The sequence below is a fragment of the Polaribacter sp. P097 genome (genome assembly GCF_036864555.1).
Classification (GTDB): Bacteria; Bacteroidota; Bacteroidia; order Flavobacteriales; family Flavobacteriaceae; genus Polaribacter.
Genome location: NZ_JAZETJ010000001.1, coordinates 73,763 through 96,441 on the forward strand (window position 1 = coordinate 73,763; position 22,679 = coordinate 96,441).

Below are 22,679 nucleotides of genomic sequence, written 5' to 3' on the forward strand. Positions count from 1 at the left end.
AACTGAAAATAAATGACTTACAATTTTCAGGAAATTCCAATTTTACAAACAAATAGAATAACGCTTAGAGAAGCAACCTTAGAAGATATAAATTCTGTTTTTGAATTACGTTCTAGCCAAGAAATTAATAAATTTGTAGGCACAAAAAAGACTAAAACATTAACAGAAGCTGAAGAATTTATTCTTGATTGTAAAAACCTTTTTAAAGAAGAAAAACGTATTTTTTGGCTTATTGAATTTAAAAATAAAGTAATAGGCAGTGTAGTTTTACATAAAATTGATGTAGCTATGCATTATGCAGAAATCGGTTATAAACTAAAGCCTGAATATCAACAAAAAGGAATAATGACAGAGGTTTTAGAAGGTGTCATCGCATTTTCAAAAACATCGTTGAATTTAAAAGTAATAGAAGCCTATACTCATAAAAATAATTTAGCATCAATTGCGTTGTTAAAGAAATTTAACTTTAAATTTCAAGCAGATAGAAAATGTAATACCTATGATTTTAATCGAATTTATAAATTAGAAATCAATTAATGTACCCAATATTAAAAAAAGAATTTACCTCATTTTTTGCAAGCCCAATTGCGTATTTAGTAATTGGAGTTTTCTTGCTTATAAATGGTTTATTCTTATTTGTTTTTAATGATGATTTTAACATACTAAATGCTGGTTTTGCAGATGTAACTCCGTTTTTTTACCTAGCTCCTTGGGTATTTTTATTTCTTATTCCTGCAATTACTATGAAAAGTTTTGCGGATGAATACAATACAGGAACTATAGAATTATTAAAAACAAATCCTATTTCTGATTGGAAAATTGTTTTGGGTAAATTTTTTGCTTCACTCCTTTTAGTAATCATCGCAATTGTACCAACATTTACTTATATTTTTACAGTTTACGAATTAGGAAATCCTGTTGGTAATATGGATTTTGGGAGTACCATAGGCTCTTATTTGGGTTTACTATTCTTAGCTTCAACATATACAGCAGTTGGTTTGTTTACCTCTACCTTGTCAAAAAATCAAATTGTAGCCTTTATTCTAAGTGTTTTCATAACCTTTATTCTTTTTTATGGTTTTGATGCTATTGCAAATTCTTTTGGCAGCAATGGTTTTACAATTCAACAATTAGGCATCAACGAACATTTCAAAAGTATTTCTAGAGGAGTTATAGACACTAGAGATGTTATTTATTTTTTAAGTGTCACGTTTTTCTTTTTATTCATTACTAAAACACGTTTAGACAATGAGTAAAAAATCACTCTACATTATAGGTCTTTTTGTTGCTTTACTATTTTTAAACTTTATCAATCAAAGCATTTATAAAAGATTTGATTTAACTGCAGACAAACGTTATACGCTTTCTGAGACTACAAAATCTATCTTATCAGAAATAAATAAACCTCTTTTTATCACTGTGTATCTTGAAGGTGATTTTCCATCAGAATTTAAAAGACTGCAAATAGAAACTAGGCAATTTTTAGAAGAGTTAGCTGCAGAAAACAACAACATTAAAATCAATTTTGAAAATCCTGATGATCAGAGAGAAGCTCTTATCAAAAAAGGAATGATGCCAAATCAACTCACTGTAGAAGAAGATGGTAAACTATCTGAGGCTATCATTTTTCCTTGGGCAGAAATAAGTAATAATGATAAATTTAAAATAGTTTCTCTATTGCCTACTGCAATTGTTGCCAGTCAAGAAGAGCAATTACAAAAAGCTATTGAAAATTTAGAATATAGTTTTTTATCTGCCATAAATGGAATTCTAGAAAAAAATCAAAAAAATGTAGTTCTTCTTACAGGAAATGGCGAATTGCAAGACATTTATCAGTATAGTTTTTTAAGCGAGGTTTCAAAAAAATACAGATTAACCAAGTTTCCTTTAGACTCAGTAGCTTCAAATCCTCAGCAAACTTTAAAAGATTTAACTTCGGTAGATTTAGCTATAATTACAAAACCGACAGAGAAATTTACAGAACAAGAAAAATTTACGCTAGATCAATACATTACAAATGGAGGTAAAACTCTTTGGATGTTAGATAATGTGCAAGCAGACCAAGATAGTTTATTAGCTACTGGAAAAATGTTGGCTTACCCAAGAGATTTAAATTTAACAGACTTATTGTTTTCTTATGGCGTAAGAATAAACGCAACCATAATTAAAGATTTGTATGCAGCTCAAATTGCGCTTGCAACTGGTACTGTTGGCAATCAAACACAATTTCAAAATTTAGATTGGTTTTATCATCCTTTAGTTTCAGGCAATCCTTATCATCCAATAACTAAAAATGTGGGCAATGTTCGTTTGCAATTTGCCAACCAAATAGACACTTTAAAGAACAACTTAAAAAAAACACCGCTTTTAGTAAGTTCTCCACTTACAAGAAAAGTGGGTACACCTACAATTATTGAATTGCAATCTATTGCAGAAGAACCTATTGAAGAAGACTATACAGCAGGTAATCAGCTTTTTGCAGTTTTATTAGAAGGCGATTTTAACTCAGCATACAAAAACAGAATAAAACCTTACAACTCAAGTTTGTTTAAAGAGAAGGCAAGCAACAATAAAATGATTGTAATTGCTGATGGTGATGTTGCAAGAAATCAAATTTTAAAAGGTAAACCTACAGATTTATCTAGAGATAAATGGACGAACCAAGAATTTGGAAACAAAGATTTTTTAATAAATACCGTAGATTATTTATTAGACGATTCTGGTTTAATTAACCTCAGAAATAAAACGCTAAAAATAAATACACTTGACAAGCAAAAAGCCTATAAAGAAAGAACTTTTTGGCAATTCTTAAATGTAATTTTACCTTTAATTATACTTGGAGTTTTTGGATTGTCTTTTCACTATTTAAGAAAAAGAAAATATACTTAAATGGCTAGCAAATCATTATGAATAAATTCATAATTTAAAACTTCTTGCACTTTTTTAGAAGAAATTATTTTCCATTCAAATTGTTCATTATTTTCAAATTCTGGTACATCAAAACCTTTGCTCAATTTTGCTAAAGTATAGAATTCTCTTCTTATAGGATGATGGTCTGCGCATGCATTAAAAATTGTATTCCATGCATTTTGTGCTATAATTTCATGAATAATTTCGATACAATCCTCTCTATGAATCATATTCACATAGCCTTTTGGCTGAGGAATTTTTCTACCTCCTTTAAACCAATTTGCAGGATGCCTATCACCACCAAACAAACCAGCAAAACGAATTATAGTAGTTTCAAAAAAATCGTTCTGCAAAAATAAATTTTCTATTTCTACTAATGGGTTGCTCTTTAGAACCTCATCCTCTTCTGTCATAACCTTATTTACACGTCCATAAACAGAAGTAGAACTAATAAAAATAACTTTTTGAATGGATGAGTTTGTTATTTGTGAAATAAGATTTTCAAAACCATCAATATCTTTCGAAGTTATGGCTACAATTAAAATATCAGCATCTAAAAAACTATCAAACTCTTCATTTTCTGAAATATCTACCAAATGAGTTTCAATATTTAAATCTTCTAATTCTTCTATTCTCTCTTCGGATGTTGTAGAGCCTTTTACAAAATAGCCATCCTCTATAAATGAAACTGCCAAAGGCTTACCTAACCAACCACAACCTAAAATACTAATATTCTTCATCGCTTTTAAACTATATACTACAAAGATACAATGCTCTTTTAAGGTTTTGTTAACATTAAGCGTTTTTTGAAGTCGTAATTTTGAAAGTATAAAACAATTCAAATTTATTATGAGAAAAATTATATTAACACTATTCGTAGCTGCAATGACAATGGCTATAAATGCACAAATTGAAACTCCTGCTCCTAGTCCTTTTCAAAAAGTTGAACAAAAAGTAGGTTTAACAGATGTTACTTTAGAGTATTCTAGACCAAGTATGAAAGGAAGAAAAATATTTGGAGGTTTAGAAGATTATGGAAAAGTTTGGAGAACTGGCGCAAACGCAAATACCAAACTAACATTTTCTACAGACTTTATGGTTGACGGAAAAATGCTAAAGAAAGGAACGTATGCTTTATACACAATTCCTGGTGAAAAATCTTGGGATGTAATGTTGTATACAGATGCTACAAACTGGGGAAATCCTGCAAAATGGGATGAAAGTAAAGTTGCTGCAAAGGTTACAGTAGATGCTATTGAAATGCCAATGAATGTAGAAACGTTTACCATTACTTTTGATGATTTAACAAACAACTCTGCAGTTTTAGGAATTTTATGGGAAAACGTTTATGTGCCTTTTAAATTTGAAACTCCTACAGACAAAATGGTTTCAAATAGTATAGAAAAAATTATGGCTGGACCATCTGCAAATGATATGTATGCAGCTGCTGTATACTACTTACAGGCAGATAAAGATATCAATCAAGCTCAAGCTTGGATAGATAAAGCTGTTGAAATGACATCTGCTAAACCTCGTTTTTGGTATTTACGTCAGCAATCTTTGATTCATGCAAAAGCAGGTAAAACTAAAAGCGCAATTGCTGCTGCAAAAATGTCTTTAAAGTATGCAGAAGAAGCAGGTAATGCTGGTTATGTTAAGATGAACAAAGCTTCTTTAAAAGAATGGGGAGCAATGTAGTTTTAAATTACTTTCAAAAAAAAATCTCAAGTTATTCTTGAGATTTTTTTTGCTTTATTCTAATGCCTTTTTATAATTGACTAATAGCGATTTTATTTGATCATCTTCTAACACAGCTGGATACAATTCTTTTAAGATTACATGATAATCATAGTCTATCTGCAAGCCTTGTATTAAATGATTAAACCCATATTTATTTTTATTAAGTATAAAAAATAATCCAGCCAATCTATATTCTATTTCTGCAAAGTTTTTGTAGATTTTCTGCGCTTGAAACAATGTAGTTAAAGCATCATTAAAATCGCCTAAAAAAGACTGCACATCTGCCAAAGAAACATAAATTTCTATAGCTTCATCTCTTAACTCTAAACACTTTTCAAAACCAATTACAGCTTCTTCGTAGAAGTTCATTTTGATTTTTATTTCTGAATATCTTCTCCAATATAAAGTATTGTTCTCATCAATTTTTAAAGCTTTTGCAATATAATAAGATGCTTTTTCGTAATTCCCTTCGTTGTAAAAAAGATTCGTTAATAAAATCCAACCTCTATCTAAAAGTGGATCTTCATGTACTGCTTTCTTATAGTAAGAAATTGCAGCTTCATATTTTTCTAATCGTTCATAACACTCACCAATTCGAACATAGGCAAATGCTGTAGGATCATCTAATTCTAGTGTAATTAAATAATTGTCAATAGCCTCTTGATACTCTCCTAACTCCTCTAAAGTTTTGGCTTTTTCTAAATATCCACCAATAAATGATTCATCAATTAAAACTGCGTAATCAAATGCTCTTAAGGCTTCTTTAAATTGGTCTAACACAAAATGTTGCCTACCTAATTGATGCCAAGCAACTTCGCAATACGGATTTACATTGATATAACTCGTAAGATATTTTATGGCTTGCTCATGTTCTTTCTCCATATCAAAGCAATACACAATATTATAGAGTGCAGAATAATCTTCATAATCAACATCTATACATTTTGCAAAACTTAATCTTGCGTTCTCAAAATCGTCTAAATACAGATATTCCATACCCATTAAAGACCAAACATCTACTTTATCTTCCGTGTGTAAAAGTGCTTTATTTAAATTCTCAATAGCCTCCTTGTGCTTACCCGATTTTGATTGTATTGTAGCTTTTTGAATAAAAACCTCATCGTTATTTGGCTCTAACAACTCTATCTTTCTTAAAAGAAGACTTGCATTGTCTAAATCATTATCAAAAATGAATAATTCTACTTGAAGTAACTTTAAATCTACAGATTCTGGGTGTTGTTCTAAACCTAACTTTACCGCTTTTTTGGCCAAAGAATGTTTACCTGCATCTAAATAATGAATGATAATCTCCTCAAATTCAACCAAATCAAAGAAATAAATATTGTTGGTTTTGAGCATCGATTCAAATTTTACTAAAGACATAGCTATGAGATTTGAATTATTACTTAAATGTACTATAAGTCTTTAGTCGCAATTAAAAATGTAACGATTGTTTTCAACAATTTAATTAACAAATTCAATATTGCATTTACATACTATAAATTTTGCACATACATTTATTTACATTAATTTTGATTTTCAATAACTATCAACTAAAATTTGATAGCCTTCTTATGAGCAAAAAAACGCTACTTAACTCAAAAGATATTGAAATTATACTGCACAGGTTAGCTTGTCAGCTAATTGAAAACCATAACGATTTTTCTAATACAGTTTTAATTGGTTTACAACCAAGAGGCTCTTATTTAGCAAACAGATTAACTAGTTTATTGCAAACAGATTACAATATTAAAAATCTAGAATCTGGTTTATTAGATATTACTTTTTATAGAGATGATTTTAGAAGAAGAGATGAACCGTTAGCAGCAACATCAACAGAAATCAACTTTTTAATTGAAGATAAAAAAGTGGTTATTATAGACGATGTTTTGTATTCTGGTAGAAGTGTACGTTCTGCTTTAACAGCTTTACAATCTTATGGAAGGCCAAAAAATATAGAGCTTTTAGTGTTAATTGATAGAAGATTTAGCAGACACTTACCAATACAACCTAATTACAGAGGTAGACAAGTAGATGCTATAAATGAAGAAAAAGTTTTAGTGACTTGGAAAGAGACACATAAAAAAGATGCAGTTTATATAGAACAAAGGTAATATGGATCAATTAAGCGTAGAACATTTATTAGGAATCAAATATTTAAATGCCAATGACATTGATTTGATTTTTAAAACTGCAGACCATTTTAAAGAAGTTATTAATAGACCAATTAAAAAAGTACCTTCTTTAAGAGACATTACTATTGCCAATTTATTTTTCGAAAATAGTACCAGAACAAAATTGTCTTTTGAACTTGCTGAGAAAAGACTTTCTGCAGATGTTATTAACTTTTCTGCAGGGCAATCATCTGTAAAAAAGGGAGAAACTTTAATAGACACAGTAAACAACATCCTTTCTATGAAAGTAGATATCGTTGTAATGCGTCATGGAAATGTAGGTGCAGGTGTATTCTTATCAAAACATGTAGATGCTAAAATAATTAACGCAGGAGATGGTACTCATGAACACCCAACTCAAGCCTTATTAGATTCGTATTCTATTAAAGAAAAATTAGGTTCTGTTAAAGGAAAAAAAATAGTAATCGTTGGTGATATTTTACACTCTAGAGTAGCGCTTTCAAACATTTTTGCTTTACAATTACAAGGTGCACAGGTAAAAGTATGTGGACCAACCACTTTAATACCTAAGCACATATCAAGCTTAGGTGTAGAAGTAGAAACCAATCTTAAAAAAGCTTTAGAATGGTGTGATGTAGCCAATGTACTTAGAGTGCAACATGAAAGAATGGATATTAAATATTTTCCATCTACTAGAGAATACACACAGCTATTTGGTATTAACAAAGAGATTTTAGACAACCTTGGTAAGAAGATTGTAATCATGCATCCTGGACCTATTAATAGAGGTGTTGAAATTACTAGTGATGTTGCAGATTCTGATCAATCTATAATTTTAAATCAAGTTGAAAATGGTGTTGCTGTTAGAATGGCAGTTATTTACTTGTTAGCGCAACAAATTAAAAGATAGGTAGATGAAAATAACTAAGAATCATAAATATACCTTAATCCATTCTTCTGAAAAATCAACTTCATCTTTTTTAGAAAATCTTAATACTGAGCTAGATAAATTAAAGAAAGAAAATATTATTGTTACTTTTTCTGACGATTTTAAGAGGAAAAAAGAAGATTTTTTATTATTTTTGGGTATAGCAGCACAAAAAAAAGAGCTTGGCACATCATTTGTACTAGTTTATAAGGATGTAAACGCAGATGATTATCCAGAGGATTTTAATATTGTGCCGACTTTAATAGAGGCCGAAGATATTTTAGATATGGAAGCCATGGAACGAGAATTAGGTTTTTAATCCCCCCATAATTATGATAAAAAAACTACTTTTAACTTTATTTTTAACCATTTCAGCAATGAGTTTTTCTCAAACTAAAACACTTGAGAAATTATCTGCTGCACCAAATCCATTTACCACTTCTACCAAAATAACCTTTAACGCTAATAATGTGTCAAAAATTACATTAAACGTTAGAAATGTTTTAGGAAAAATTGTGTTTAAGAAAGAATACACTACCAAGATTGGTAAAAATAGTATTGCTTTTTATAAAGATGATTTGGCAACTGGTATTTATATTTATAGTATTAGAGATAAAAAAGAAATCATATCTAAACGTTTTGTTATTAAATGAGTATAAACCTAACTATTTTAGGTTGTCATTCAGCAACTCCGCGTGTAAACGCATACCCAACATCTCAGTATTTAGAAATTAATAATCGTCACTTTTTAATTGATTGTGGAGAAGGCACTCAGCGTCAAATGCGAAAGTATAAAGTGGGTTTTTCTAAAATAGACCACATTTTTATTTCACATTTACATGGTGATCATTTTTATGGTTTGGTAGGCTTATTGTCTACTTATGGCATATTAAGCAGAGAAAAAGAATTGCATGTATATGGCCCAAAAGGAATTAAAGAAGTTACGTTATTGCAATTAAAAATCTCTCAATCACATGCAAAATATGACATTATTTTTCATGAACTATCTTATAAAAAAAGTGAACTAATTTTTGAAGATGATAAAGTTTCTGTAACTACAATTCCTTTAAATCATAGAGTGTATACCAATGGCTATCTATTTAAAGAGAAAGAAAAACCTAAAAAACTGCACATGGGTAATATTTCTAATTATGATGAGATTGGTAGAGCAGACTATTTAAATATTAAAGCTGGTAAAGACATTACTTTAACTACTGGTGAAATTGTACCTAATGACGAGTTAACTCTGCCTCCAAAGAAAGCTTTAAGTTATGCTTTTTGCAGTGATACAATGTTTAAGCCAGATATTGTCCCAATTATAAAAGAAGTAGATTTATTATATCATGAAGCTACCTTTTTAGCAGATAGAGAAGATTTAGCGAAAAAAACAAAACATGCAACTTCTAAACAAGCTGCACTAATAGCTAAAGAGGCAAATGCGAAGCAATTGGTAGTTGGTCATTATTCTGGGCGATATAAAGACATCTCTTTGTTTCAAAAAGAAGCTCAAGAAATATTTAAAAATACTGAATTAGCTGAACCAGGTAAAAAATTCAATATAGATGCAGAATAATCAAATTAAATCTGTTTATAATGAAATCTTTGAAACTTACCCTAAAGTTGAACTAGAAGATCATATTAAGAAATTAATAGAACTTGATCATTTCTTTCCTTACAATTCTACATTTTATTGCCTTACAAATACTGCTAACAAAAGGTTTGACTATGTAAGCAGAAATTTTACAGCCTGTACAGGTTTATCTCGTAATAAAATGATTGCTGACGGTATGGATTTTTATTGGTCTTTATTTCATCCTGAAGACATAAAACTTTGGCTTAAAAGTTTGCAAAATCTAATGGCTTTTACAATGAATGAATTAGATGACGATCAGCGTAAAAGAATGAATTACACTTGGAATTATCGTATAAAAAATGGAAATGGATTGTATGTAAACATTATACAAAACACTACTCCACTGCAATTTGATGAAACCAATAAACCAATAATTGGCATGGCTCATTACACCGTTTTAAATGGGGAAATTCAAATGGATATTTGTGCTAGTGCTAAAATTTTAAATGAACATAAAGAGTATGAAACCTTGTATTACGAAAATATGTCTAGCGCAAATTTACTAGGTGTTATTTCTAATAGAGAAAGAGATATAATTCGTTTAATAATAACTAAAAATACAAGTGAAGTAATTGCAGACAAATTAAATATTAGTGTGCACACTGTAAATACACACAGAAGAAACATCCTTAAAAAACTGAATATCGATTCTACTTTTGAATTGGTAAATTACTTTAAAAACAATCCTAAACTTATATAAATACTCATAATGAGTATTGTCGGTTTTAAACATTGGTTTTACTTTTGTCTCGTAGGCAAAATAATGGGATTACAACATATTATATTTCTTCTGTAAGAAATCATTCCCCCAAATTAAATCCTGTTTGTTTTGCCTATTAATATTGATTTGTAGAAAGTAACACCAATGTACAAGCTATTTCAGAATCTATATTATTGTCTTTCAACAACTTTACAAACTCCTTATTTTCTGTACCAGGATTAAAGATTACCCTTTCTGGTTTTAAATCTATAATGTATTGATAATAATCCTCTTGTCTTTTTGGATTTAAGTATAATGTAACTGTATTGATATGTGTAAAATGTTTACGCTCAGTATCAATAACCACATTTAAAACTTTGCCCTCTCGCAAACCTATAGCTGCAGTTTCTACACCTTTATCTATTAATCTTTTAATAGCAATGTTAGAATATCTATTAGGATTTAATGATGCTCCTACAACCAATGTTTTCTTTCCTTTCATAATCTTCTTTTTCTTAAGAAACAACTTTTTTGTAGAATAACAAAATTTTAACCTCTTCTTCTACCCATTCTATTATTTCTCATCTCTACCATTTTCTCTCTAATGGTTTTTGTATAGTCTACTTTGGTGATTTCTTTTCCATTATCAGGAGCGTCAATTTCTAGTTGTACATCATTGTCTAGAACTATTTCTGTACATAATAAGGTAGTATTTTGTGCACTAACTTCTAAAATAAACCCAGGCAAACCCCAAAATTCTGCAGGACCCTGTGCCATTGGAATCTGTGGTGTATACCAAGCTTCTACAACCACTAAATTTTCTTCTTGTTCACCCTCTTTGGCTTCAGGTTTTCTTAGATCTCCCCATGAAAAATTATACCAATTTAACTCAGAATATGGCACAAATGCTTTGGCTTTATAACAAGTGTAATTTCCAATTTTCTTAGACTCACTGCCTATTGTCCAATCAATCTTATAAAGACTATCTTTAATTAGAAAACGCTTCCCATAAAATTCCTGACTTTGTACCAATTCATTACTAGAAATATTTTTATAATGATCTCCCCTAGTAAAATAAGCACCCCAAGAATCTGTTGCTCCAGAAATAGCATCAATTTTTTCTTCTTCTTTAAATGATGATTCTGTTTTATTAAACGTTAGTTTATATGTTTTTTCTAATCTATTTTTAAGTCGATTTGCAATTTGTTTTTTCTGTGCTTCACTCATTCTAGCTCCCCAATTACCCAATTCCATTTTAGATTTGGAAATGTAAGTTGCTTTACCGCTTAATTTTTGAGTATAACCTCCAGTTACAAAAAACAGTGATAATACAAGACTTGTAGCTATTGATTTAAAAACTTTCATAGTTGGTTAATTTAAATTTTGTTTAACAAATCTAATAAAATATTAAACATTATTTAAGATTAATCAATTTATTAACAATATTTTAAGGCTATCTATAATTTTAAATACACTGTTTTTAAAAATAAGCAATAAAAAAAAAGGCTTGTAGTTATACAAGCCTTCTATGTTATGAATTAAATATTTTACCAACGAATTACTACAGAACCCCAAGTAAAACCACTACCAAAAGCAGCCAAAACTACTAAATCATTATCTTTTATTTTCCCTTGCTCCCAAGCTTCTGTTAATGCAATAATCACAGAAGCAGCAGTTGTATTACCATATTTCTGAATGTTATTATGCACTTTATCATCTGCCAATTGAAACTTCTTTTGAATAAACTGTGCTATTCTTAAATTCGCTTGATGAGGAATTAACATATCTATATCCTCTTTTTGCAAATTATTGGCTTGTAAACCTTCTACAATGGCTTCAGAAAAACGCACAACAGCATGTTTAAATACAAATTGTCCATTCATGTAAGGAAAGTAAGATTGATCATCTGGATCATTCTCTGCAATAATTTCAGGAACCCATCTACCTGTAGCTGGGCCATCTAACATTAATTCTCTTGCATATTTCCCTTCAGAATGTAAATGAGAAGATAAAATACCTTTTCCTTCCTCCTCACATCTAGATAAAACTGCAGCTCCTGCTCCATCTCCAAAAATTACAGTAACTCCTCTACCTCTAGTAGAACGCTCTAAACCTCCTGAATGATTTTCTGAACCAATCACCAAAATGTTTTTATACATTCCTGTTTTTATAAATTGATCTGCCACCGACATTGAGTAGATAAAACCAGAACATTGGTTTCTTACATCTAAAGCACCAATTGTGGGCATATCTAACATATCTTGCACACGAACTCCACCACCAGGAAAATACATGTCTGGACTTAATGTTGCAAAAATTATAAAGTCGATATCGTCTTTTGTTAAACCTGCTCTCTCAATAGCAATTTTAGCTGCTTTAACTCCCATAGATGAAGTATTGTCATCTGTTTTTGGGTCTATCCATCTACGTTCCTTAATACCTGTTCTTTCTTGAATCCATTCATCAGAAGTTTCCATAAATTCCTTTAAGTCATTATTGGTAACAACATTTTCTGGAACGTAATATCCTAAACCAGTAATTTTTGAATTATACATATTATAAAGCGCTAATTTTAATTATTTACTATTTGTAACCAACAAAAATAGTGAATTTTCAATTTATAAACTATTCCTTAAAATTAGATTACTCTGTCATCTTGTCATAATTACAAATTTGGTATTTTTTTTGACCACTTGTACATCAGAAAATAATATTAAATAACTATAAAATTATGAGTAAAGGAAACATTAATGTATCAGTAGATAATATTTTTCCGCTGATTAAAAAATTCTTGTATTCTGATCATGAAATCTTTTTAAGAGAATTGATTTCAAACGGAACTGATGCTACCACAAAATTAAAACACCTTATTTCTATAGGTGAAGCACAAACTGAATTGGGTGATGCTAAAATTGAAATCAGCATTGATAAAGATGCCAAAACCTTAACCATTAAAGACCAAGGTTTAGGGATGACTGCTGATGAAGTTGAGAAATACATTAACCAAATTGCCTTTTCTGGTGCTGAAGAATTTTTAGATAAATACAAAGACGATAAAAACGAAACTGGTGTAATTGGGCATTTTGGTTTAGGTTTTTACTCTGCATTTATGGTGGCTGATAAGGTTGAAATCTTTACAAAATCTTTTAAAGACGAACCAGCTGCACATTGGACATGTGATGGATCTCCTGAATATACTTTAGTTGAGCATGACAAGTCTGACAGAGGAACAGAAATCGTTTTACACATTGCAGAAGATTCCACTGAATTTTTAGAAGAAGGTAAAATTAGAGGTTTATTAACAAAATACAATCGTTTTAACCAAGTACCAATTAAATTTGGAACTAAAAAAGTAAACGATCCAACTCACGAACCAAAAACAACTAAAGATGCTGAAGGTAAAGAAACTACTGAACCTCACAGACAAATTGAAGTTGATGATATTATCAATAATACAGACCCAGCTTGGACTAAAAAACCGGCTGATTTGGAAAAAGAAGATTATGATAATTTCTACAGAGAATTGTATCCAATGCAATTTGAGGAGTCATTATTCCACATACATTTAAATGTAGATTATCCTTTTAATTTAACAGGTATTTTATTCTTCCCTAAGTTGTCTCAAAACTTAGATCTGCAAAAGGATAAAATCCAATTGTACCAAAACCAAGTTTTTGTAACGGATAATGTAGAAGGCATTGTACCAGACTTTTTACAGATGTTAAAAGGTGTAATTGATTCACCAGACATTCCTTTAAACGTTTCTCGTTCTTATTTACAAGCAGATGGAGCAGTAAAAAAGATTTCTGGTTATATAACTAAAAAAGTGGCAGATAAATTAGCTTCATTATTCAAAAAAGATCGTGAAGATTTTGAGAAAAAATGGAATGACATTAAAGTAATTATTGAGTATGGAATGTTGTCTGAAGACAAATTCTTTGATAAAGCTAAAAAGTTTGCTCTATATCCAACAGTTGCAGATACTTACTTTACGTTTGATGAATTAATTGAAAAAACAAAAGATGCTCAAACTGATAAAGATGGTAACCATGTAATTTTATATGCTTCTAATAAAGATGCGCAACACAGTTACATACAAGAAGCTACAGCTAAAGGTTACGAAGTTTTACTTTTAGATTCACCAATTATCTCGCACTTAATGCAGAAATTAGAGGGTGGAGATGCTAAAGTAAAATTTACAAGAGTAGATGCAGATTTTATAGATAACCTAATTAAGAAAGACGAAAACGTAATTTCTAAATTATCTGATGAAGAGAAAGATAAATTAAAGCCAATTATTGAAGCTGCAGTTCCAAAAGAGACGTATACAGTTCAATTAGAAGCTATGGATTCTAACTCATCTCCTTTTATAATTACTGTACCAGAATTTATGCGTAGAATGAAAGAAATGCAAGCTTCTGGGGGTGGAGGAATGATGGGAATGGGTAATTTCCCAGATATGTACAACTTAGTTGTAAACACTAACAACCCATTAGTTTCTGAAATTTTAGCAGCTGATGAAGACAAGCAGAAAAATTTAATTTCTCAAGCTTTTGATTTAGCAAAATTATCTCAAAACCTTTTACATGGTGAAGAGTTAACTAATTTTATCAAACGTTCTTATGAGCTAATTAAATAGTTAATACTTTAAGAATTACAGAGCCTCTTTGCGAAAGCAAAGAGGCTTTTTATTTTTAGCCTATTCTATTTTTGGTACATTAGAGTCTATAATTAAGTTATTATGAAATTAATACATACAAATCAACTACCAGAAATAGGCACAACTCATAATGAAGCAATCAAGAAAAAAGTATTCATTAAAAAAGATGAAATACCAAAATTAATGATGTTTGGTTCTGCTACATTTACTCCAGGTCAAGAAGTAGGCACTCATAAACATGATACCATGTATGAGGTTTTCTACATTTTATCTGGTAAAGCTGAGTTTATTGTGAATAGTAAAAAACATAATGTAATTGCTGGTGATTGTATTACTATTGAGCAAGGTGAGTTGCATTCTATGCGAAATCCATTTTTGGAAGATGTTACTTGGGTTTATTTTGGTATTGCCACAGACTAACAATTCTATTTAATATACCTTTGCTAAAAAATAATTCATGCAGTTTTCTGATATTCCATTAAACAAATCCATACAAAAAGCAATAGCTGAAGCTCGTTTTCACAAACCAACTTTAGTACAAGAAAAAACAATTCCATTAGTTTTAGATAAAAAAAATGTAATTGTTGCTGCGCAAACTGGTACAGGAAAAACAGCTGCTTTTGCATTACCAATTATAAATTTACTATTTGATAAGCAAGATGCAGAGAAAGGCGAAAAAAAAATAAAAGCACTAGTAATTACACCTACTCGTGAATTAGCAATTCAAATTTTAGAAAACTTTAAATCCTACAGTAAATATTCAAACTTAAGAAGTACTGCTGTTTTTGGTGGTGTTTCATTAGAACCACAAAAAGAGATTTTAGCTAAAGGTGTAGATATTTTAGTAGCAACACCAGGTAGATTGATTGATTTGCAAATGCAAGGAAACATTGATTTGAGCCAATTAGAAATCTTTGTGTTAGATGAAGCTGATTTAATGCTAGACATGGGGTTTATCAACGATATAAAAAAGATTGAAAAACTTTGTCCTAGAAAAAAACAAACACTTTTATTTTCGGCAACTATTCCTGAAAAGATTGATGAATTATCAAAAAGTATTGTAAAAAATGCTACAAAAGTTGATATAAATCCTGAGGAAACCACAGCAAAAAATATTGGTCAGTTATTGTATTATTTACCAAAAAAGAATAAAACAGATTTATGTTTACATCTTCTTAGAAATACAATCAATGGTAAAATTATCATTTTTAGACGAACTAAATTTGGCGTAGATAAACTTGAGCAAACTTTAATAAAAAACGGCTATAATGTTGCCAGTATTCATGGTGATAAAACTCAAGGAGTTAGAAACAAAGCCATTGAAGATTTTAAAAGTAAAAAAGCTTCAATTTTAATAGCTACAGATGTTGCTGCAAGAGGTATTGATATTACAAATGTAGATGCTATTATAAATTTTGACATTCCAAATGTACCAGAAACTTACGTGCATAGAATTGGTAGAACTGGTAGAGCTGGTAAATCTGGAATTGCATTTTCTTTCTGTTCGCCAGATGAAAATAATTACATTGCTTCTATAGAAAATTTGATCGAAAAATCGATTAAGGTTATAGAAGATCATCCTTACCCAATCAACAAACCAAAACATACCAAAAAGCAAGCAAACACTGTTAGTAAACATAAAAAAAGCAGAAAATCTGCAGCTTCTAAGAAGAAGAAAAAACGCTGGTATTAGATTTAATTGTGCGTTAAAACTAAAAAACTAAATTTAAATCAACCAAAACAATACAAAAATGGAAATCAAATTAAACGTTTTAAAAACAATTATAGCTAGCCTATTTCTTGTATTCTTAGCATCATGTAACTCGAATACAAAGTTAGAGAAGAAAAATGAAGATCCTTTACAAGGTGTTTGGAAATTAAATGCTTTCTACACCTTAGCAAATGCAGACACTATTGTTAAAGACTACAGCAAAGTGCAGCATAAAATATATTTAAATGGTCACGTATTATGGAATGCAGACACTGATGCCAATGACGTAGATTGGAGTGGCTATGGCACCTATACTTTTAAAAATGATACCATCACAGAAACACTTACCTCAACTTCTAAATCAATGAAAAGTGATGTAAATACTTACGTAATTCCTATTGATTTCTATACAGATTCTTATAAACAAGTAAATACTTATTATAGAAATGATACCGTATTTAAAAACATCGAAATCTTTACAAAGATTGATTAATTGAGTTAAAATTCAATTTTTATGAGCTAATGTTAGTAAGTCAATTCTCTCCCATTTTTCCATATTATTTGTACTTTTAAACCTCAATACAAAACCAAAAAGTTATGAAATGGAGAAGTAATAAAAGAAGTTCTAATGTTAACGACAGAAGAGGTGCAAGTTCTGGAAGAGGCTTTAGTGGTGGTGGTTTAGGAGGAATGCTAATTCCTTTACTTCTAAAATTAGTTAGCACCAAAAAAGGATTGCTAATAGTAGTGGTTGTTGGTTTGCTAATGTATTTTACAGGTCTAAATCCGTTACAGTTTTTATCTGGAGGAACCACAAATCAAGTTACAAATACAACATATAAAGGTACTGCTGAAGAAAATAAATTAGCGGAATTCAGTAATCGTGTTTTAAGAAGCACAGAAGATGTTTGGAACTCCATTTTAAACAATTATCAAGAACCTACGTTAGTCTTATTTACAAATTCAGTATCTTCTGCTTGTGGCTCAGCATCTAGTGCCACAGGACCTTTCTATTGTCCAGGAGACAATCAATTATATATAGATTTAAGCTTTTTTCAAGAAATGGAATCTCGTTTAAATGCACCTGGAGATTTTGCACAAGCTTATGTAATTGCACATGAAGTGGGTCATCACATTCAAAATTTAATGGGCACAACAGACAAGATGCAACAATTAAGAGGTAGAGTTAGCCAAAAAGAATACAATAAATTCTCTGTAAAATTAGAATTACAGGCAGATTTCTTAGCTGGTGTTTGGGCGCATCATGCAAAAAATATGGATTTGATTTTAGACCAAAGAGATTTGCAAGAAGCTCTAAATGCAGCTCATGCAATCGGAGATGATAGATTACAAAAACAATCATCTGGAAGAGTTGTCCCAGATTCTTTTACTCATGGAACTTCTGCTCAGAGAATGAGATGGTTTAAAAAAGGATTTGACACTGGAGACATCAATCAAGGTGATACGTTTAATGCAACAACTTTATAAATATTGCAATGATTTCAATTAGAAAAGCTACTGTAAATGATGTTAAACAACTAGCCATAGTTTCTAAAAAAGCTTTTTTTATACCTCATCAGCATGCAATTCCTAAAGATATAATGGACAATTATCTTAAGAAAAGTTTTAATGAAGAAACCTTAGCTAAAGAAGTTACTCAAGATAATTATGAATATCATTTAATTTTCTATAAGGATGAATTAGCTGGTTTTTCTAAAATAATTCTGAATACAGAAAATGAGCATATTCCTCATAAAAATGTAACTAAAATGGAGCGCTTGTATTTACTAAAAGAATTTTACGGTTTAGGTTTAGGCAAAAAACTATTTGATTTTAATGTAAATCTCGTTAAAAGAAATAATCAGAAAGGAATATGGCTCTATGTTTGGGTTAAAAATTATCGAGCATTAAAGTTTTATGAAAAAGTTGGTTTCCAAAAAATTGCTTTATATGATTTTCCTATTTCAGATAAAGAAACAAGACCTAATGATGTTCTCTATTTAGATCTAACCTAAATCTCCAATTACTACGCTCTCTTTTTCAGTTAATTTTTTTTGTTATTCAGTTAATCAAATAATAGATATGTAACTACTTTCGTTATAAAGAAAGTAGATATGAAAAAGACAGCATTAATTACAGGAGCAAGTAGTGGTTTAGGAAAAGAGTTTGCAAAAATTCACGCAAAAAATGGTGGAGACTTGGTTATTGTTGCAAGGAGCAAAGACAAACTACAAAAGCTAAAAGAAAAATTAGAGAAAAAACATGGTGTACATGTTAGCATAATAGAAAAAGATTTAACTGAACCAAATGCAGCACAAGAAGTTTACAATTTTGTGAAGTTTAGCAAAATTGAAATTGATTACTTAATCAATAACGCTGGTTTTGGCGGAATTGGTAAATTTTATGAACGTGCTTGGGCACAAGATTTGGCAATGATTCAATTAAATATTATTGCACTAACTGATTTAACAAGAAAGTTTTTACCCGATTTTGTTGAAAGAAATCAAGGTAAAATTTTAAATGTTTCATCTACAGCAAGTTTAATGGCTGGGCCCATGCAAGCAGTATATTTTGCTACAAAAGCATTTGTAACCTCATTTAGTAATGCCATAGCAGAAGAATTACATGATACCAAAGTTACAGTAACTACCTTAATGCCAGGAGCAACGAAAACCGATTTTGGTAAAACTTCAGGGATGGACAAAACAGCCTTATTCGAAAATGCTGCAGATTCAAAAGTTGTTGCCCAAGAAGGTTATGATGCAATGTTAGAAGGAGCTTTAGATATAATTTCAGGAGTAAGTTTTCCACAAAAAGTAATGATGAAAGCAATACCAATAACACCAAAAAGTATATTATTAAAACAAATTAGAAAAATGCAAGAACCAAAATAGTTAGAATTTTCACCACTTGTATACATCCCTTTTCTCTTGAGAAAAGGGATTTTTCTTTTCACTAAATCATAAAGTAAAATCTAAAAAACAGATTAATATATGTTAAAAAATTAATGAAAAATGAAGAAGAAAAAAAGATGATGTATATTGTATCCTTTATATCTCAAAAAATTAAAATTTACGATTTCACATGAAAAATATTACATTCTTAGTACTACTTTTTACCACAGTTGTAACTGCGCAAACCGATTTAAAAATTTATGATATTATTGATGCTGTTTCTGAAGACAGAATTAAAGCAGATGTAAAAACACTAACTGAATTTGGAACGAGAAACACTTTTTCTGACACCATTTCTGATACTCGTGGAATAGGAGCTGCAAGAAGATGGATTAAAGATGAATTCAATAAAATATCAAACAATTGTAACAACTGTTTAAATGTCTTTTATCAAAAAGATTTAGTAACTACAGATATGAGTAAAAGAGTACCACATGATGCGTATGTTGTAAATGTAGTTGCAATACAAAAAGGTACAAAATATCCAAACAGATATATTATTATGAGTGGAGATATTGACTCTAGAAATAGCGATGGCTCTAACTTTACCAAAGATGCTCCAGGTGCTAATGATAATGCATCAGGTATGGCTGGTACTATTGAAGCTGCTAGAGTTTTAAGTAAATACAAATTTGAAAGTAGTATAATTTATGTAGGTTTATCTGGAGAAGAACAAGGTCTTTTTGGTGGTGCAGGCTTAGCTAAATATGCAAAAGATAAAGGTTGGGATATTATTGGTATTCTAAACAACGATATGATAGGTAATATCACAGGTGTAGATGGTGTTACAGATAATAGAGCATTTCGAATTTTTTCTGAACCAGTACCTGCTAATGAAACTGAAAGACAAAGAAGAATGCGTAGGTTCTATGGTGGTGAAGTAGATGGGATTTCTCGTCAATTGGCTAGATATGTGCATAAAACTACAAAAACGTACATGCCAGAAATGAATCCTATGATGATTTATAGATTAGATAGATTTGGTAGAGGAGGTCATCACAGACCTTTTAATGATTTAGGATTTGCAGGAATTCGAATTATGGAGGCTCATGAAAATTACACACAGCAACATCAAGATATTAGAACTGAAAATGGCATTAAGTATGGAGATACTTTTGAACATGTTAATTTTCCATATGCAAAAAAATTAACAGCTGTAAACGCAATCAACTTGGCTAGTTTAGCTTCGGCACCTGCAACACCTGAAGTAGTTGGAATTGGTGGAATAGTTGAAGCTTCTGCTAAACTAAAATGGTCTCCAGTAGAAGGCGCAAAAGGTTATAAAATTTATTGGAGAGACACCACCTCTCCTACTTGGGATAATGCTAGATATGTAGAAACAACTGAGTTTACTTTAGAAGGTATTGTTATAGATAATTTTTTCTTTGGAGTTGCTGCAGTCGGTGAAAATGGGCATGAAAGTATGGTTGTCTTTCCAAATAAGATAATGAGATAAAAGTGCGTATTCGTTTTTTCTTACTGATTATTTTGTGCTCATCTTGTGCTCAGAGTCAATTGAACAAAAAGCCTAAGTACATAAAATTTGTAGCAAATAATGATTCTATAGCTGTTGTGGTAAAAACACCTGTTTTAGGCAATTCTTTTCTAAAAATCAGGAATATAGAAAAGCAAACAGAACGTTATATTGATTTTCAAAAAAAAGATTCTATTCGTGTGTTGAAATTCTCAACAACTGAAATAGATACACTAGCAATTCTTAAAAAATACAAGTTCAATTTATACTATGGAGAATCAAATCTTAAAAGCTATGACACCTTGTATAATTATGGCTTACCATTTTTAAAAGGAAAACGCTATAAAATTCTTCAAGGGCAGAATACCAATTTTACACATAAAGGTAGTTTTTCTAAGTATGCTATAGATTTTAAAATGAATGTAGGCCAAACTATATGTGCTATAAGAGATGGATTGGTGGTGAATGTAAAAGAGGATTCAAACAAAGGTGGTAGAAATAAAAAATACCTTAAGGATGGTAATTATCTTGTAATTGCTCATAAAGATGGTACATTTTCGCAATATGTACATCTAAAAAAAGAGGGTGCAATTGTGGCAATAGGAGATACTGTAAAAAAAGGACAGCCTATTGCATATTCTGGAAATACAGGTATGAGTACAGAGCCACATTTGCATTTTGCAGTTTACAAACCGACAACAAATGGTTTTGTATCTATCCCTTTTATTTTAAATACGCATCCATCTTCTAAATACAAAAAAGGTAGGTATGCAAAGAACAAAATTACATACGAAGCAATTGCTGAATAGAACTAGCATCTAATTTAGGATTAGCCCCTTTTTTACTAGCCACTAATGCACCAACTGCAGAAGCAAAATCTAAAGCATGTTGAGGTTTTTCATTATTTAAAATTTTATGAATTAATCCCGCTAAAAAAGAATCGCCTGCACCTATTGTATCTGCTACTTTTACTTTATAACCTTTATGATAATACATTTGATTATCATAAAACAACACTGCACCAGAAGCACCTTTGGTAACACATACATGTCTAGTATTTGTTTCGTGAGCAATAAAACGTAAATTATCTTCTAATTTTTTAAAAGTAGATTGCATTGCATTTGCAATTTCTATCAATTCTTCTTCGTTCAATTTGATAAAATCTGCTTTATGCATGAGTTCTATAATAATTTCATAATCATAGAAAGGAGTTCTTAAATTCACATCAAAAACTTTGTAGTTTGCAACTTCTAGCAATTGAAACAAGGTAGTCTTAGAAATTTGATCTCTTGTTGCTAAACTCCCAAAAATAAAAGCATCAGCCTTTGCTGTAGCTTTTAGATTTTCTGTTGTAATTTCAATTTTATCCCAAGCTTTTGGGTAATCTATTGTATAAGTTGCAACACCTTGCTTGTCTAGTTTTACAGACACTTTTCCAGTTTTATACTCGTTTAGAATTTGGATAGAATCACCATCTATAGAAGAGTTTCCCAAAAAATCTATGATTTCTTTTCCTAATTGATCATTGCCTATAGCACTAATTAAAATTATATTATGCTGAAAGGACTTTAGGCGATAGGCAACATTTAAAGGCGCTCCTCCAATTTTTTTAATATTAGGAAAAACATCCCACAAAACCTCCCCAAAACAAACTATTTCAGCCATAATTTTAAACCAATTAAACGTAATAAAGATCTTAAAATAATTTAAATCTCAATTTTTTGTAAACTTTTGATTACCAGTAAAATATTGAAATCATTACCTAAATTTTGAAAAACTACTTTATTGTACCCAATATCGTTAAAATTTTGTTAATCAAAATGTTAAATAAGAG

Annotated in this window: 25 protein-coding genes; 19 read left to right on the forward strand and 6 right to left on the reverse strand. The window is 30.3% G+C overall.

What is annotated here, in order from left to right:
* Positions 1-12: 12 nt before the first annotated feature.
* Genes V7R38_RS00335 through gldG form a run of 3 tightly spaced genes read left to right on the forward strand, consistent with a single transcriptional unit; the run spans position 13 to position 2,889 of the window.
* Complete coding sequence (locus tag V7R38_RS00335) at positions 13-537, forward strand: GNAT family N-acetyltransferase (RefSeq protein ID WP_334055574.1); 525 nt, start codon at positions 13-15, stop codon at positions 535-537.
* The gene (gene gldF / locus V7R38_RS00340) at positions 537-1,256 is read left to right on the forward strand and encodes a gliding motility-associated ABC transporter permease subunit GldF (protein WP_334055575.1); all 720 of its coding nucleotides are present in this window, start codon (positions 537-539) and stop codon (positions 1,254-1,256) included. Before V7R38_RS00335 ends, gldF begins: the two co-directional genes overlap by 1 nt.
* Complete coding sequence (gldG, locus tag V7R38_RS00345) at positions 1,249-2,889, forward strand: gliding motility-associated ABC transporter substrate-binding protein GldG (protein ID WP_334055576.1); 1,641 nt, start codon at positions 1,249-1,251, stop codon at positions 2,887-2,889. The genes gldF and gldG overlap by 8 nt, the downstream gene beginning before the upstream one ends.
* On the opposite strand, the gene V7R38_RS00350 is transcribed toward gldG, so the two are convergent.
* Positions 2,886-3,650: an NAD(P)-binding domain-containing protein gene (locus V7R38_RS00350; RefSeq protein WP_334055577.1), complete on the reverse strand. Its 765-nt coding sequence runs from the start codon at positions 3,648-3,650 to the stop codon at positions 2,886-2,888. The genes gldG and V7R38_RS00350 overlap by 4 nt on opposite strands.
* 109 nt (positions 3,651-3,759) lie before the next feature.
* Here V7R38_RS00350 and V7R38_RS00355 point away from each other — a divergent pair, with 109 nt between their 5' ends.
* The gene (locus tag V7R38_RS00355; RefSeq protein WP_334055578.1) at positions 3,760-4,608 is read left to right on the forward strand and encodes a DUF2911 domain-containing protein; all 849 of its coding nucleotides are present in this window, start codon (positions 3,760-3,762) and stop codon (positions 4,606-4,608) included.
* A gap of 54 nt (positions 4,609-4,662) precedes the next feature.
* On the opposite strand, the gene V7R38_RS00360 is transcribed toward V7R38_RS00355, so the two are convergent.
* Complete coding sequence (locus V7R38_RS00360; protein WP_334055579.1) at positions 4,663-6,033, reverse strand: tetratricopeptide repeat protein; 1,371 nt, start codon at positions 6,031-6,033, stop codon at positions 4,663-4,665.
* A gap of 191 nt (positions 6,034-6,224) precedes the next feature.
* Between V7R38_RS00360 and pyrR the strand changes: the two genes are divergently transcribed.
* The 6 genes from pyrR to V7R38_RS00390 are packed head-to-tail and all read left to right on the forward strand — an operon-like array spanning position 6,225 to position 10,046.
* Entirely contained in the window at positions 6,225-6,764 is a 540-nt protein-coding gene (gene pyrR / locus V7R38_RS00365) for a bifunctional pyr operon transcriptional regulator/uracil phosphoribosyltransferase PyrR (RefSeq protein WP_015482341.1), read from the forward strand.
* Position 6,765: 1 nt separating this feature from the next.
* Positions 6,766-7,695 (forward strand): aspartate carbamoyltransferase catalytic subunit, encoded by a 930-nt coding sequence (locus tag V7R38_RS00370; RefSeq protein WP_334055580.1) that lies wholly within the window; start codon positions 6,766-6,768, stop codon positions 7,693-7,695.
* 4 nt (positions 7,696-7,699) lie between these two features.
* Entirely contained in the window at positions 7,700-8,032 is a 333-nt protein-coding gene (locus V7R38_RS00375; RefSeq protein ID WP_334055581.1) for a hypothetical protein, read from the forward strand.
* Between the two features lie 13 nt (positions 8,033-8,045).
* Positions 8,046-8,366 (forward strand): T9SS type A sorting domain-containing protein, encoded by a 321-nt coding sequence (locus V7R38_RS00380; RefSeq protein ID WP_334055582.1) that lies wholly within the window; start codon positions 8,046-8,048, stop codon positions 8,364-8,366.
* A complete protein-coding gene (locus tag V7R38_RS00385) occupies positions 8,363-9,286 on the forward strand; it encodes a ribonuclease Z (RefSeq protein ID WP_334055583.1) in 924 nt (307 codons plus the stop codon). The genes V7R38_RS00380 and V7R38_RS00385 overlap by 4 nt, the downstream gene beginning before the upstream one ends.
* The gene (locus V7R38_RS00390; protein ID WP_334055584.1) at positions 9,276-10,046 is read left to right on the forward strand and encodes a LuxR C-terminal-related transcriptional regulator; all 771 of its coding nucleotides are present in this window, start codon (positions 9,276-9,278) and stop codon (positions 10,044-10,046) included. The genes V7R38_RS00385 and V7R38_RS00390 overlap by 11 nt, the downstream gene beginning before the upstream one ends.
* 136 nt (positions 10,047-10,182) lie before the next feature.
* Here the strand turns inward: V7R38_RS00390 and V7R38_RS00395 are convergent, their stop codons facing one another.
* The 3 genes from V7R38_RS00395 to V7R38_RS00405 all read right to left on the reverse strand — a co-directional run bounded on the left by V7R38_RS00395 (position 10,183) and on the right by V7R38_RS00405 (position 12,601).
* Positions 10,183-10,548: a CoA-binding protein gene (locus tag V7R38_RS00395; RefSeq protein ID WP_334055585.1), complete on the reverse strand. Its 366-nt coding sequence runs from the start codon at positions 10,546-10,548 to the stop codon at positions 10,183-10,185.
* Between the two features lie 47 nt (positions 10,549-10,595).
* Positions 10,596-11,411 carry a GLPGLI family protein gene (locus tag V7R38_RS00400; RefSeq protein ID WP_334055586.1) on the reverse strand — a complete coding sequence of 272 codons (816 nt, stop codon included), beginning with the start codon at positions 11,409-11,411 and terminating at the stop codon, positions 10,596-10,598.
* 182 nt (positions 11,412-11,593) lie between these two features.
* Positions 11,594-12,601 (reverse strand): 3-oxoacyl-ACP synthase III family protein, encoded by a 1,008-nt coding sequence (locus tag V7R38_RS00405; protein WP_015482333.1) that lies wholly within the window; start codon positions 12,599-12,601, stop codon positions 11,594-11,596.
* Between the two features lie 176 nt (positions 12,602-12,777).
* Between V7R38_RS00405 and htpG the strand changes: the two genes are divergently transcribed.
* The 9 genes from htpG to V7R38_RS00450 all read left to right on the forward strand — a co-directional run bounded on the left by htpG (position 12,778) and on the right by V7R38_RS00450 (position 21,654).
* Positions 12,778-14,685 (forward strand): molecular chaperone HtpG, encoded by a 1,908-nt coding sequence (gene htpG / locus V7R38_RS00410; RefSeq protein WP_334055587.1) that lies wholly within the window; start codon positions 12,778-12,780, stop codon positions 14,683-14,685.
* Between the two features lie 102 nt (positions 14,686-14,787).
* Entirely contained in the window at positions 14,788-15,126 is a 339-nt protein-coding gene (locus V7R38_RS00415) for a cupin domain-containing protein (RefSeq protein WP_334055588.1), read from the forward strand.
* A gap of 37 nt (positions 15,127-15,163) precedes the next feature.
* A complete protein-coding gene (locus V7R38_RS00420) occupies positions 15,164-16,399 on the forward strand; it encodes a DEAD/DEAH box helicase (protein ID WP_334055589.1) in 1,236 nt (411 codons plus the stop codon).
* Positions 16,400-16,457: 58 nt separating this feature from the next.
* A complete protein-coding gene (locus V7R38_RS00425) occupies positions 16,458-16,910 on the forward strand; it encodes a hypothetical protein (protein ID WP_334055590.1) in 453 nt (150 codons plus the stop codon).
* A 104-nt stretch (positions 16,911-17,014) separates the two neighbouring features.
* Positions 17,015-17,905 carry a KPN_02809 family neutral zinc metallopeptidase gene (gene ypfJ, locus V7R38_RS00430; RefSeq protein WP_334055591.1) on the forward strand — a complete coding sequence of 297 codons (891 nt, stop codon included), beginning with the start codon at positions 17,015-17,017 and terminating at the stop codon, positions 17,903-17,905.
* 8 nt (positions 17,906-17,913) lie between these two features.
* Positions 17,914-18,432 (forward strand): GNAT family N-acetyltransferase, encoded by a 519-nt coding sequence (locus V7R38_RS00435; RefSeq protein WP_334055592.1) that lies wholly within the window; start codon positions 17,914-17,916, stop codon positions 18,430-18,432.
* Positions 18,433-18,531: 99 nt separating this feature from the next.
* Positions 18,532-19,311 carry an SDR family NAD(P)-dependent oxidoreductase gene (locus tag V7R38_RS00440; RefSeq protein ID WP_334055593.1) on the forward strand — a complete coding sequence of 260 codons (780 nt, stop codon included), beginning with the start codon at positions 18,532-18,534 and terminating at the stop codon, positions 19,309-19,311.
* Between the two features lie 190 nt (positions 19,312-19,501).
* The gene (locus V7R38_RS00445) at positions 19,502-20,827 is read left to right on the forward strand and encodes a M28 family metallopeptidase (protein WP_334055594.1); all 1,326 of its coding nucleotides are present in this window, start codon (positions 19,502-19,504) and stop codon (positions 20,825-20,827) included.
* Positions 20,828-20,886: 59 nt separating this feature from the next.
* The gene (locus V7R38_RS00450; RefSeq protein ID WP_334055595.1) at positions 20,887-21,654 is read left to right on the forward strand and encodes a M23 family metallopeptidase; all 768 of its coding nucleotides are present in this window, start codon (positions 20,887-20,889) and stop codon (positions 21,652-21,654) included.
* Here the strand turns inward: V7R38_RS00450 and V7R38_RS00455 are convergent.
* Positions 21,629-22,510 (reverse strand): carbohydrate kinase family protein, encoded by an 882-nt coding sequence (locus V7R38_RS00455; protein WP_334055596.1) that lies wholly within the window; start codon positions 22,508-22,510, stop codon positions 21,629-21,631. The two genes, V7R38_RS00450 and V7R38_RS00455, sit on opposite strands and share 26 nt — an antisense overlap.
* Positions 22,511-22,679 lie beyond the last annotated feature (169 nt).